Annotated in this window: 10 protein-coding genes; 6 read left to right on the plus strand and 4 right to left on the minus strand. The window is 36.2% G+C overall.

The features are described 5' to 3' along the window. The first annotated feature begins 165 nt into the window (after positions 1–165). Positions 166–684: a hypothetical protein gene (locus KQI69_RS07540; protein ID WP_216564748.1), complete on the plus strand. Its 519-nt coding sequence runs from the start codon at positions 166–168 to the stop codon at positions 682–684. 44 nt (positions 685–728) lie between these two features. Continuing rightward, positions 729–2,381 carry a Na/Pi cotransporter family protein gene (locus KQI69_RS07545; protein ID WP_216564749.1) on the plus strand — a complete coding sequence of 551 codons (1,653 nt, stop codon included), beginning with the start codon at positions 729–731 and terminating at the stop codon, positions 2,379–2,381. 179 nt (positions 2,382–2,560) lie between these two features. Here KQI69_RS07545 and KQI69_RS07550 read toward each other — a convergent pair whose 3' ends face one another. From KQI69_RS07550 to KQI69_RS07565, 4 genes are all read right to left on the minus strand, one after another. Further along, positions 2,561–3,571: an Ig-like domain-containing protein gene (locus KQI69_RS07550; RefSeq protein ID WP_216564751.1), complete on the minus strand. Its 1,011-nt coding sequence runs from the start codon at positions 3,569–3,571 to the stop codon at positions 2,561–2,563. Between the two features lie 172 nt (positions 3,572–3,743). Beyond that, a complete protein-coding gene (locus KQI69_RS07555; RefSeq protein WP_216564752.1) occupies positions 3,744–4,769 on the minus strand; it encodes a GNAT family N-acetyltransferase in 1,026 nt (341 codons plus the stop codon). A gap of 68 nt (positions 4,770–4,837) precedes the next feature. After that, positions 4,838–5,512, minus strand: a complete 675-nt coding sequence (locus tag KQI69_RS07560; protein WP_216564753.1) for a hypothetical protein — start codon at positions 5,510–5,512, stop codon at positions 4,838–4,840. 20 nt (positions 5,513–5,532) lie between these two features. Further along, a complete protein-coding gene (locus tag KQI69_RS07565; protein ID WP_216564754.1) occupies positions 5,533–8,310 on the minus strand; it encodes a transglycosylase domain-containing protein in 2,778 nt (925 codons plus the stop codon). Between the two features lie 200 nt (positions 8,311–8,510). Between KQI69_RS07565 and KQI69_RS07570 the strand changes: the two genes are divergently transcribed. From KQI69_RS07570 to argH, 4 genes are all read left to right on the plus strand, one after another. Further along, complete coding sequence (locus tag KQI69_RS07570) at positions 8,511–9,383, plus strand: prephenate dehydrogenase/arogenate dehydrogenase family protein (protein ID WP_216564755.1); 873 nt, start codon at positions 8,511–8,513, stop codon at positions 9,381–9,383. Positions 9,384–9,438: 55 nt separating this feature from the next. Beyond that, on the plus strand, positions 9,439–11,814 hold the full coding sequence (locus KQI69_RS07575) for an ATP-dependent helicase (protein ID WP_216564756.1): 2,376 nt from the start codon (positions 9,439–9,441) through the stop codon (positions 11,812–11,814). A gap of 131 nt (positions 11,815–11,945) precedes the next feature. Next, on the plus strand, positions 11,946–12,212 hold the full coding sequence (locus tag KQI69_RS07580) for a DUF4366 domain-containing protein (RefSeq protein ID WP_371818775.1): 267 nt from the start codon (positions 11,946–11,948) through the stop codon (positions 12,210–12,212). 151 nt (positions 12,213–12,363) lie between these two features. After that, a complete protein-coding gene (argH, locus tag KQI69_RS07585) occupies positions 12,364–13,737 on the plus strand; it encodes an argininosuccinate lyase (protein WP_216564758.1) in 1,374 nt (457 codons plus the stop codon). Positions 13,738–13,886 lie beyond the last annotated feature (149 nt).

Genomic DNA, 13,886 nt, shown 5'->3' on the forward strand with positions numbered 1-13,886 from the left:
AGCTAATAGTGTTATGAGCAAGTAGCAAAGCGGATTGCGAATATCCGCTTGACTTTGTCTATTACACTAATATAACTCACTTCATACACAACAAAAAATTGACTAAACAATTTTTAAATGCTACAATCAGATAGGTATCATTTGTATTAGGAAGGAGTTCCCGGTATGTGTTTTAAGAAAAAAATTATATTACAGTTTGTTCTCATACTTTTTTTCCTTATTCCAGGGATTTGTGCAGATTCATTACTGACAAATGACACATCATTTATGTCATATAATAATAACCGCTGTTCCTTTCTTTCACTCAATACCGCTGACTCAAAAGTTTTATCTGCTGCAGATAATTCTGAGAATATTGATAATATAGTCTATAAATCATTTTCTCTCTGCATGACAGATACTTTTGTTTTCTCTGAATCATTTCAGATAAACCAGCTTATAAACCGTTTCCAAAGTCAATCGAAAGGTTTTAAATTTTCTATTTTTATTATACCTGTTTTAATGTTATTAGGATATTCACTGCTAAGCTCTGAATATCTTTATATAATAATAAAATTTCTAAAAGAACAAGTTATCATTCACATTCACAAATCTGATGGCAAGAAAAAAATTTATACATTCTCTAAATTCTTCACTCTGTTGAAAATTTCAAAAAAATTTTTATATTATAAAATTCAGTGTTAAACTGAATTTATTTTGCGTACTTTATTTTAGGAGGATTATACAATATGAGTCTCACAAATATAATGAGCTTACTCGGTGGTCTTGCCCTTTTTCTTTACGGAATGCAGATGATGAGCAACGGACTTGAACAGGCCGCAAGAAACCAGATGCGAGATATTATGAAAAAGATAACATCAAATAGAATTATAGGGGTACTGACAGGTGCTCTTATCACTGCTGTAATACAGTCTTCATCAGCTACAACCGTTATGGTTGTCGGTTTTGTAAATTCAGGTATCATGAATCTTGAACAGGCAACATGGATAATAATGGGTGCCAATATAGGTACGACTATCACCGGACAGCTTATCGCCCTTGATGTCGGAGCCATTGCACCTCTTTTTGCTTTTATAGGCGTTGCCGCAGTTGTTTTCCAGAAAAATGAAAAACTTAAACATTTCGGTGAAATCCTCGCAGGGCTTGGAGTTTTATTTATCGGTATGACCATGATGAGTTCAGCTATGGAACCTCTTGCAAACCAGCCGACATTCGTAAACATACTCGCCAAGGTTGAAAATCCTATTATCGGAATTCTCATGGGTATGATATTCACTGCAATAATACAGTCATCTTCGGCCTCTGTAGGAATACTTCAGGCACTTGCCGCAAGCGGTGTTATAGGACTTAACAGCGCAGCTTTTATCCTTTTTGGTCAAAATATCGGCACCTGTATAACTGCACTATTAGCATCTATAGGAACAAATACCAATGCAAAAAGGACAACGCTCATACATATAATGTTTAATGTTTTTGGAACTGTAATATTTACGATATTGTGCCTTATCACCCCTCTTATAAGCATAATACAGAATATAACGCCAAATGCCGTCCCTGCACAGATCGCAAATCTTCACACATTGTTTAATATTGTTACAACATTGCTGCTCCTTCCTGTTGGAACATTACTCCCCAAAATAGCTTCTCTTATATTGAGAGATTCAAAACATACTGTTCAGGACGAAAACGGTATGTTTGTAAAATATCTTTTAGACCCTAAAAATGTACACACTGAAACCACTATGATATCTGTCATCTGTATTGAAGGAATACGAAATGAACTTTCACGAATGACCGAAATGGCAAAAGAAAATATACATGATGCATTTGATGTTTTTATGCACGGTAATATAAAAAAATATGAGAATGTTGAAAAACGGGAGGAATATGTTGACTTTCTGAACAAAGAAATATCCCGCTACATAACAAATGCCATTACACACGAAGCCACAAAAGCCGGCAGCCAGATTTTTAATTCTTTCTACACCATAACGAGCAATATCGAGAGGATAAGCGACCATGCCATAAATATTGCCGGTTACTCAAAAATGATACAGGAAAAAAATATTATATTTTCAGAAAATGCCAGCTATGAAATTGATGAGATTAAGGATATATGCGATAAAACAATGAACATGCTTCTTCAAAAGCCTGATAATATAATAAAGTGGCATGAAAATGTCATCTGTATGGAGCAAAAAATTGACGATATGACCGTACAGTTTAGAAATAATATGTATGAAAGAATACAATCCGGACTTTGCTCTGACGAAGGAAGTATTCTGTTTTCCGAAATGCTCACCGACTTTGAGCGTATCGGTGACCATGCCCTTAATATTTCTAATGAAATGCTTAAGATTACCATGAAGGAAATCGTATAGCTGACAATTATACAAAAACATTTAAGTTTTATCATTGTTTAAGCCTTTTTAACCCAATATATAAATAGAACCTCACCGCTTACAGATATTTTTCTGTAAACAGTGAAGTTCTATTTTTTATATGTATTTAATTTTAGCTACCTTATATCATACATATAGTATAACTTAACTTCTACATACTAAAATGCTTTATACATAACTGTTCCTGATGTCTTAGGTATACTGATATTTCTTAAATCAGCTTTTTTAATCTTTACATTCTTTTTATTTACCGTAAATGTAAAACCTTTCTTTCCGCCGGCTTTGATGTTAATCTTTTTATTTTTTACAGAATATACTGCTACTGTCTTTCCAGTAAGTGTTTTAACTGTAATCTTAAGATTTTTAATCTTTGTATCAGTATGATATGAATTATTAAGGATATTTGCTTTCATAACAAGATTTCCTTTTTTGTCATAAGAAATCTTATATACATCAACACCTGTTTTTCCATATGTTACAGATGATACAGGTAATTTACTCTTTGAATATACATTTTTCTTTACCGAAACCTTACATGTAAGCTTTGTACCGTCTGAAAGTGTCGCAGTAATAGTAGCTGAACCATTTTTCTTAGCTTTTACAAGTCCACTTGAAGATACCGTTGCAACCTTTTTATTACTTGTAGACCAATTAACTTTTCCAGTCGCATTTGTAACTGAAAGCTTATGACTAAAACCTTCTGTCACTGTAAGTTTTGTATTGCTTATCTCTGCTTTTTCACCTGCATCACATAAAACCTCAAGGTCATAATATGTTGACGATTCAAACGATATCACAGCTTTATATGTAGCATCACTTGTCGCTTTCCATGTATCTCCCCAGCAATAATATCCTGTTGTTGACGAATACTGCCAATCATCTGTGTTTATCGGAACAACCGTCTCATATATCCCGTCTTTATAATATGTCACCGTTCCAGCAGCCACTGCCGGTGAATATATAAGTGCATATGTATTTTTATCACCACTTACATTAAATTCATGTGACTTTTCCTCATATGCTCCTGCTTCTACCCATCCACTTGAGTAAATACTTACATAATCATTTGCTGCTGCCTTACTCTCATTAGGTGCACTCCAAACGCTTCCTACTGTTACTACCGCTGTTAATAAAACTGCCCCTACTCTTTTTAATAAATTTGTTCTCATTTTGCCTCCTTAGATATTAAATCCCCTTTTTATTTGACTTTATAAAATAAAAGTCAATTTATTATATCATATCCCAATCAGTTTTGTAAATCAAAATCTGAATTTTAACGGCTTAATTAAAGTTGTATATTACTTTTTTAACTTAATTTTTACATTTATAAATTTTAGTATATCATTTAACATTTATTCTATAAAAAAATATATCTTCCTCCTCTTCAACCGTATATTCATATCCTGAGTTTTCTATTATTTTATCCCAAAATTTTACTGAAACCTCATTCTTTTTTAATGCACACACGGCACAGATTCCATGATTTTTTTTCCACAGTTCCCTTATTATTCCCGCTGCAATATGCTTTTTCCTGTACGCTCTCAAAATAAATATTTCTTCTATATAAAAGTCAGCTTCATCATGTTCCTTTTTCCTGTCAGGAAATAAAAATACAACAAGACCTGCCGTTCTGCCTTTATATTTTATTATAAATGGTTTCTTTTCTTCCATCTCATAATATTCCGAAAGTTTATCTGGAATAAAAACCGCATCATCCGTCATACATTCCCCCATCCATTCCGCATAAGCAGAAAGTTCATACATGTACAGATTAAACAGTCTGTCAAATGTCTTTTTATTTTCGCATGCATCTGTTAAGTAAAAATTTTCACCTGAAATATACCATTCTGTTTTTTCATCACTAATTCCACAGATGCCACTTACAAACATTTCTATTTTTTTAAGACTGTCAGCCCTGGAGAATACTTCCTTATCGCCTGTATCTCTAATCGATAAACTCCCATAATAATCAAGTCCAACATGTTCGCACCACCTTGAAAAGCCTGTTTCAAATGGCTCTGCTGCGTACGCCTCATCATATCCATGAGAGACCATTATCCCACATTTTACCTGTGCACTGTCTTCTTCTGCATCGCTTAAAAATCTCTCATCTTCAAATACGATGTCCATAAACTCCTTTACTGCATCACTACAATAAAAAGAATGTATCGGCGTTGCTATAATGACAACATCATATCTTACAATCTCAAAAAGTACATAATCCATTTCTTCATTATAAAGATCATAAATCTTGTATTTAATTTTCATATTCTCAAGAAATGCTGCTGCATTTTTACACATTGCAGCAGTATTTCCCTCTAAATCCTGACTTCCTAATAATATGCATACATTTTTGCATTTATTCATAATATCCCAACTTTCGTTATTATTTGTAGTGTGCTGTATCTCTGACTTTCAGCTAAATAACTAGTGCACTATTCTTTAATAAATGATAACATTCCTTCTACAAATCCAAGACCAACTTTATAAAGACAATATAACAGTACGACTGCCAATATCCAGACAAGCACTTTGTAAAGAATATATCCTCTTGCAAATTCCTTTTTGCTTTCAGGAGTTTTTTTACTAAATGCAAGTACAAGTATATATATAAAGCCTATTACAGGTATCCTCATATAACAGAATGTCTGAAACCAATTTCCTATACGCCCTGCCATTTTTATCTTTTCTTCACGGGTCGATTCTTTTTTTTCTACATCGCCTGCATACTGCTGTGCCACCGTCTCCATACTTTTTTCCTCTGACACATCTTCTTCAGGCGCATCCGTTTTTTCTTTTCCCAAAAGTTTCCTTATTGCATCCTCCTGCGAAATATCCTCATCATTTTTTTCATTATTAGTTATATCTTCTTCAGGAGCCTGCCTAATAACATCATCATTTTTCTCTTTGATTGCCTTAATATCACTTTCTTCCGGTTCCGTTTTTTCAATGTTCTTCTGTTTTTCTGCTATATCATCATCATCAAAATCAATGTCCCCTGTCCCAAAATAATCTTCGTGGGCAGCGACAATATCCTTAAGTGACATCTCCTTAAAGGAGGAGTCAATACTTTTTACAAGCTCGTCAATATCATTTTTATTTTCTTCCATATTATTTTCTGATTCCTCCTCTATTCTTCACTATCCTCTGGAGTTTCTGTCTCTACCGGCTCCTCCGTCGGTACCACAGTTCCTTTTCTATCATACTCAGCCTTTGTTGGAAGATTTTCAAGTTCTGCCTTATATTCATCATACATCGCTTTAAGGCTTGAATATTCTGTATATCCTTTACATGCATCAAGTGCCTGTTTTGCTGAGTCTATGAGAACCTGCATATTTGACGGCTGATAGACATATCCGTGCATTCTCTTTATCCTTGTTCTGGCAAGATTTATCCTGTTTCTGTAAATCTGGTTGTTTATCGCCCTTTCAGAATCATTCTTTTTCTTTTCTGCAAGTCTTTCATTTTCTTCTTTCTGCTGTTTCTCATAAGCCTTAACAACCTTTTTCCAATCAACCGTTTCATCTTTTAATGAATCGTATTTGTTTCTTGCCCTTATAGCATACTCAGTTCTGACATCATCATCTACAATGCTTGAAATCATATTTGTTAGTTCTTTATAGTTATTTTCAAGATCATAATAGTCCGCTATATCTTTTATATACATCTTTTCAAATTTTTTGAGTGCCTTAAGAACTTTTTTCTGATACTGCTTATCTTTAAGTATCTGAACATCCTCAGCCTTCTCAGCAAGGATAGTTTTTGAGAAATAATCCATGCCTGCCGGTCTTGTCTTACTGCCCGTAACAGCCGTTCCCTCTATGATATTTCCAGCACTGTCATATTTTGCAAGACTTATCGTAGACGGCATTGTAAAATCCTGAGGTTTTAAACCTTTATGGATCTTATCCATGTAATCTTTCCAAATAACTCCCGGAATCGACGCTCCTGATGCCCCTGGCATTGCCCTCGGTGTATCATAGCCTGCCCATACAACTGTTGTATAATACTTTGTGTACCCACAGAACCATACATCCTTACTTGAATTTGTCGTACCTGTCTTACCTGCACATATCTGTCCGTTATCAAGCTTTAACTTGCGTCCTGTACCATACTCCTCATTAAATACGCCTTTTAAAACATCCGTCATCATCCATGCCGCATCTTCTGAATAAACCTGATCTTTTTCGTTATTGTTCTTATACACAATACCATCCGATACATGCTCTATCTTTTTCACACATGTTCTGTCGCTAAAACTTCCATTGTTTGCAAGTGTGGAAAATCCTTTTGCCATATCAACAACACGCACACCTTCCGTAAAACCTCCGAGTGAAAGTGCCATATTGTCATTGTCTATATAGCTTATATTGCGAAAATGAAGTTTATCAAGGAATGAAAGACCATATTTAACAGTGATATTGTCAAGTACCTGCCATGCAACAGTATTTAGTGACCTTGCAACAGCCTCCCTTATCCTTACATTTCCATGATAACTGCCTCCTGCATTTGACGGTCCGTTTGTAAATTTATGGTCATTTACTATCGTTGACGGCGAATATAATCCTGATTCAAATCCCGGAGTATAATCTATAAGAGGTTTTATCGCACTTCCCGACTGTCTGGCTGCAAGATACGCCCTGTTATACTGATCATCTTTTCCTCTTCCTCCAACTATAGCCTCCACATAGCCAGTCTCATTGTTTATACAGACTGCTGCCCCCTGAAGCGCATATTTGTCAGTATCATTATCCTTTTCTTTATTAAAAGCAAGTCCATCGTCTACTGACTTCTGTAGTTTTTTCTGTTTTTTCATATCTACTGATGTATATATCTTATATCCTCCTGAACGGATATTTTCAACTTTTTCAGTATATACTTTTGAATAATTTTTATTATATTTCTGGTATTCTTCTTTTGAACTGAAGACATATTTGAATTTAAAATCTTCCTTTTCCATAAGTGAGACAGCCGCACAATGAATCGCATAGCTTATAATATATGTCTCATTGTCCCCGCCTTCTTCAGATAACTGTTTAATATTTAATTTCTTTTTCAGAGATGCTTTGTATTCCTTTGGTGTTATAACACCTTCCCTGCACATTATTTTAAGCACACTGTTCCTCTTTTTCAAAGCAGCCTTTGGATGCAGTACAGGATTGTACGCTGACGGACTATTTGAAAGTCCTATGAGCATAGCTGCCTCCTGCGGTTCAAGATCCGCACATTCTTTTCCAAAATAATATCTGCTCGCTGCTCCTACACCGTAACACTTGTTTCCATAATAATTGCTGTTACAGTAAAATTCCATTATCTGTGCTTTTGTAAATTTACTCTCGATAGTCGGTGCAAGTAGTATTTCGGCTATCTTTCTTGTATAACTCTTGCTCTGAGTGAGCAGATTATTCTTTACAACCTGCTGGGTTATGGTACTTCCACCCTGGGTTATCTGCATATTGTGTCTTAAAAGAGAGACACCAGCTCTCATGGTCGCAACAAGATCTACTCCTCCATGAGTCTTAAAACGCTTGTCCTCAACAGCGATATATCCTTCATAAATATATGGTGATGTATCATTTATACTCACATACTTATAACTTCCGGCATTTACTGAGCCTACCTTTTTGCCCTTGGAATCATATACTACTGTATCTTCTTTCATGACAAAATCAGCTTCACTCAGATGAACCAGTTTGTCAAATACCTCCTCTCTTGCCTCTGTAAACATCGGCAGGACTTTGACGTATACACACAAACCTACGATTCCGCCAATCACCATAACTGATGCAAGGATTCCCATAATTGCACCTATTATGTTGGAAACAACTCCAACATAACTTCCCACTGCACCTATTATAATGCGGAATATATCCCTTGCATTTTTTACATATCTGCGTAAAGTGTTCATAACTTTCCTCCAACTAAAAATCAACTGTAAAATACTTTTTTGCGAAAAGATTCCACCATAGTATAATACTATTTTTTCACATAGGTGTAAAGTTTTATTGGTTTTTGTTGACATGATTTTTTCACTAGCTTAGAATAAATAATGTATTTATCGGTATTGTATTTTATACTGAAATCAGGACTATTATGAAAGGTTATATCATGACTGAACAAATTATCTTAAAAAACTTTGGATTTGTAGGCTTTGGACTTATTGGTGGTTCCATTGCCCATGCTCTTAGAGAACTCTATCCAGATTCTCATATAATCGCATACAATTATTACAAAACAAAACCACACAAAAAACTTGAGGCAGCAAAAAATGATGGTATTCTCAGTGAAATAAGTACATCTCTCTGCGATTTTTCAAAGTGTGACATAATTTTTTTGTGTGCACCTGTACTTACAAATATAGCTTATTTAAAAGAACTTACTCCATATATATCTGATAAATGTATTATTACAGATGTTGGAAGTGTAAAGGGCAATATTCATCATGCCATAGAAAAGCTCGGTATTAAAAGACATTTTGTCGGAGGACATCCCATGACAGGCTCCGAAAAGACAGGTTATGCTAACTCAGATTCATCATATCTGAAAAATGCATACTATATTCTTACTCCAACCGACGAAACACCAGAAGAATATACATTATGGCTTAAAAATTTCATTATCTCAGCCGGCTCACGCTGTGAGATAATGGATTACGAAACACATGACAGGATAACGGCAGCTATAAGCCATGCTCCCCATCTTATCTCTGCTTCACTTATAAATACTGTTGCAAAAGAGGATACTGACGGAAGCTACAGCAGACTTGCAGCCGGAGGCCTAAAGGATATAACGCGTATTTCATCATCATCACCCGAAATGTGGCAGAATATCTGCCTGTCAAATCCTGATGCCATAACCTCTTTTCTCGAAAAATATATTGAAACACTTACAGATGCAAAAAATGCCGTAAGTTCAGGTGATGCAGACAAATTAATGAAAATATTTGAAAATGCAAAAAAATATCGTGACAATCTTAATTAAAAAGCCACTGTTCACACTGGTGTAATATGCCAGACAATGATTATGGAGGAAAATAATGAATATATTAGAAGGTTTAAATCCGGAACAGGAAAAAGCCGTAAAACATTTTCAGGGACCTCTCCTGATACTTGCAGGTGCCGGTTCCGGCAAAACAAGAGTCTTAACCCACCGCATTGCCTTTTTGATAAACGAATACAGGGTAAAACCCTGGAATATCCTTGCACTCACATTTACAAATAAGGCAGCAGGCGAGATGCGTGAACGTGTAAGATCACTCCTCGCAGAAGACGCTGATGATATATGGGTCAGCACATTTCATTCTACATGTGTCCGAATCCTAAGACGAAACATCGAAGCTCTCGGTTACTCACGAAGTTTCACTATCTATGACGGTGATGACCAGAAAACACTTATGCGTGACATTATAAAATATCTTAATCTCGATCCTAAAAAGTATAAGGAAAGAGCCTTTATGAGTGTAATCTCCTCTGCAAAAGATGAACTTATCACTCCCGAAGAATATGAAAAGATGGCTATGGGCGATTACCAGAAAGAAATCTATGCACGGGCTTACAGAGAATATGAACGCAGGCTCCACGACGCCAATGCCCTTGATTTTGATGACCTTATCTGTAAAACAGTGCAGTTGTTCAGGGAAAATCAGGATATTCTTGAGTATTATCAGAACAGGTTCAAATATATAATGGTAGACGAGTATCAGGATACAAATACCGCACAGTTCAGACTTATCCATCTTCTTGCAAGCACAAGAGGCGATAATGGTGAAATATTACACAATCTATGCGTAGTTGGTGACGATGACCAGTCTATCTACAGATTCCGTGGAGCAAATATAAAAAATATCCTCAGCTTTGAAAATTCATATCCTGAAACAGAGGTTATAAAGCTTGAAGAAAACTACCGTTCAACACAGAATATTCTTGATGCAGCTAATGCTGTCATAAAAAATAATCAGGTCAGAAAAGATAAGTCACTCTGGACAGAGCAGGAAAAAGGTGACCTTATATACCTTTCACAGTTTGACTCAGATTATGATGAGGCTTCTTCAATTGCTGCTGCAATTGCCGCCGTTACGAAAAGTGGTCAGGCAGATTACAAAGATTTTGCTATTCTTTACAGAACAAATGCACAGTCACGTATATTCGAGGAAAAGCTTGTAACAAACAACATTCCTTACAGAATAGTCGGTGCAGTAAACTTCTATCAGCGTAAGGAAATAAAGGATATGCTCGCATATCTTAGAACTATAGAAAACGGACTTGACGATATTTCTGTAAAAAGAATAATCAATGTTCCAAAAAGAGGTATCGGTCTTACAACTATCGACCGCATAACATCCTATGCCATTGAACATGAATTGAGTTTTTATGGTGCATTACAAAACTGTGACTATATAGATGGTATAAAAAGAAGCAGCGGTAAAATAAATTCATTTGTAAATCTCATCGAGTCATTTAAGAGAAATATGCAGATGGATGGCTATGGTCTCGATGACCTTATAAAGGAAATCATAGATGAAACAGGATATGTAAGGCTTCTCGAAGAAGAAAATACCGAGGAAGCAAGAAGCCGTATAGAAAATATCGAAGAACTTGTTAATAAAATTGCTTCTTATATAGAAAGTTGTGATGATGAAGAACCTACTCTTAGCGGTTTTCTTGAGGAAATAGCCCTTGTCGCTGATATTGATAATGTGGACGAAGGCAATAATCTTGTTCTTCTTATGACACTCCACAGTGCCAAAGGACTTGAATTTCCTTATGTCTATCTTGTAGGTATGGAAGACGGTATATTCCCGGGATATATGGCAGTAAACGGTGATGATCCCGAGGAGATGGAAGAAGAACGCCGCCTTTGTTATGTAGGTATAACAAGAGCAAAGAAAAAACTCTCGATAAGCTGTGCAAAAGCAAGATTCAGAAATGGTGAAATGCAGTTTTACAGACCGTCACGCTTTATTGATGAGATACCACGCTATCTTATCAAACAGTCAGGACCAGCAAAACAGCAGTTTACACAGTCCACATCAAAGCCTGCCGGCAGCTACAGTGCAGCAGATTTTTTAAAGACGCAACCTAAGATGCAGCAGACGCCTTCCTATAAAAAACCTGATACTACAAATTGGAACCCTCTTGCAGAGAATAAAGTAAAACAGCAGAAACATAACGACTTGAAAGCAGGATTACTTGACAATCCCCTTATAAGAAAGGGTTTTGGAAATACATCCTCCAAAGCATCCTCTCACACACCTGATTATAAGACAGGTGACAGAGTCTCACATATCAAGTTTGGAGAGGGTACCGTAAAAGATATGACAGAGCGTTCAGGCGACTATATGGTCACAGTTGAATTTGACAATGGAATCACCCGCAAAATGATGGCCTCATTTGCAAAACTTGAAAAAAAATAATCGTGTTACTACTAGATATCATTTTCATCATATGATATACTATATGAGTAAGGCAGGGCAGAAACTTTTTGTATATAGCCTTAATGATAAAACTTTATATTATCAATTGAAAAGAAGAAAGGATGGGGATTATGAGCAACAAATTTGAAGATCTGATCAACGCAGCAAAAGTATCAGAATTATTACACAAAAAGGAACTTGAGGAGAAGAATAAAAACACTATCGTTATTGTTCTTGCGATCATCGGTGCTGTTGCAGCAGTTGCAGGTATAGCATATGCAGTATACAAATACCTTACACCTGATTACCTTGAAGAGTTCGATCCTGATGATTATTCAGACGACTTTGATGACGATTATATCGAGTTTTCTGACGGAGAGCCTGAAGCTGAGGACTAATAACTATCTTAAACAGCTTACTTCTCACTTTAACTTGTACAAATTACCAAATACCGAAATGGTGTGACCATTTCGGTATTTTAATGATACAGGCATCTATAAACTTTATATATGATACATAACTATTCTACGAAACGGAGGAACAAGCAATATGAAACTTTGGGGAGGAAGATTCACAAAGGAAACAAACAAACTCGTGCACAATTTCAATGCATCACTCTCATTTGACCAGAAATTTTATGAGGAAGATATCACAGGCAGTATAGCTCATGTAACTATGCTCGCTGAACAAAAGATTATCTCTGATGATGAAAAAGATACGATAATAAAAGGTCTTAAATCTATCCTTGAGGATATAAGTTCAGGCAAACTCATCATCGATGAGGAGCACGAAGATATACACAGCTTTGTCGAAGCTCATCTTATCGAGCGTGTCGGCGACGCAGGCAAGAAACTCCATACAGGCCGCAGCAGAAACGATCAGGTTGCCCTTGACATGAAGCTATACACAAGAAAAGAAGTCTTAGAGATGGACAAACTCTTAAAAAATCTTCTGGAAAGTCTCTTAAAGATAATGAAAGAGAATATCGATACTATCATGCCTGGATTTACACATCTGCAGAAGGCACAGCCTATAACTCTCGCTCATCATATGGGTGCATATTTTGAGATGTTTAAAAGAGACCGCTCACGCCTCAAAGATATATATGAACGTATGAACTACTGCCCTCTCGGTTCAGGTGCACTCGCAGGCACAACATACCCGTTGAACAGAGAGCGTACAGCCGAACTTCTCGGATTCTACGGACCAACATTAAACAGCATGGATTCAGTTTCCGACAGGGATTACCTTATCGAGTTTTCATGTGCGATGTCAATCATTATGATGCATTTAAGCCGCTTCTGCGAGGAGATCATTATCTGGAACACAAATGAATACAGATATATCGAAATTGATGATTCATACTCAACAGGCAGCAGTATCATGCCGCAGAAGAAAAATCCTGATATCGCTGAGCTTGTCCGCGGTAAAACAGGAAGAGTTTACGGCTCACTTACATCACTTCTCACAACAATGAAAGGTCTCTCACTTGCATATAATAAAGACATGCAGGAAGATAAAGAATTTGTCTTTGATGCCATTGACACAACAAAAGGATGTATCGTTCTTTTCAACGGAATGCTCGATACAATGACATTTAATAAGGACCGCATGCGTGCAAGTGCTGAAGGCGGATTTACAAACGCTACCGACGCAGCAGATTATCTTGTAAAACATGGCGTTCCATTCAGGGATGCACACGGAATAATCGGTCAGCTCGTACTTTACTGCATCGACAAAAATATCTCACTCGGAGAGATGACTCTGGATGAATATAAGGCCATAAGTCCTGTGTTTGAGGAGGATATCTACGATGCTATCAGTATGGAAACCTGCGTGGATAAGAGAAATACAATAGGTGCTCCGGGACCGAAAGCCATGAGCGATGTTATAAAAATCTATGAAGAATATCTCGCAGAATAAAAACCTTGATAGTGTTATAAAATAAAAAACTTCCACTTTACATTTTTGTGGAAGTTTTTTTATATCTGGCAATCTTTTGTCTGTCAGCCTTTAATTTAACACTATCAAGTAAGTCCCCCACTTCTATTGCGTAGAGCAATAAGTGGGGG

This window comes from Eubacterium sp. MSJ-13 (assembly GCF_018918235.1).
Classification (GTDB): Bacteria; Bacillota; Clostridia; order Lachnospirales; family Lachnospiraceae; genus Butyribacter.

Bases quoted from the DNA above. Each gene is read 5' to 3' on its own strand.
- KQI69_RS07540 (WP_216564748.1), top strand. From the start codon at position 166: ATGTGTTTTAAGAAAAAAATTATATTACAGTTTGTTCTCATACTTTTT.
- KQI69_RS07545 (WP_216564749.1), top strand. From the start codon at position 729: ATGAGTCTCACAAATATAATGAGCTTACTCGGTGGTCTTGCCCTTTTT.
- KQI69_RS07550 (WP_216564751.1), bottom strand. From the start codon at position 3,571: ATGAGAACAAATTTATTAAAAAGAGTAGGGGCAGTTTTATTAACAGCG.
- KQI69_RS07555 (WP_216564752.1), bottom strand. From the start codon at position 4,769: ATGAATAAATGCAAAAATGTATGCATATTATTAGGAAGTCAGGATTTA.
- KQI69_RS07560 (WP_216564753.1), bottom strand. From the start codon at position 5,512: ATGGAAGAAAATAAAAATGATATTGACGAGCTTGTAAAAAGTATTGAC.
- KQI69_RS07565 (WP_216564754.1), bottom strand. From the start codon at position 8,310: ATGAACACTTTACGCAGATATGTAAAAAATGCAAGGGATATATTCCGC.
- KQI69_RS07570 (WP_216564755.1), top strand. From the start codon at position 8,511: ATGACTGAACAAATTATCTTAAAAAACTTTGGATTTGTAGGCTTTGGA.
- KQI69_RS07575 (WP_216564756.1), top strand. From the start codon at position 9,439: ATGAATATATTAGAAGGTTTAAATCCGGAACAGGAAAAAGCCGTAAAA.
- KQI69_RS07580 (WP_371818775.1), top strand. From the start codon at position 11,946: ATGAGCAACAAATTTGAAGATCTGATCAACGCAGCAAAAGTATCAGAA.
- argH (WP_216564758.1), top strand. From the start codon at position 12,364: ATGAAACTTTGGGGAGGAAGATTCACAAAGGAAACAAACAAACTCGTG.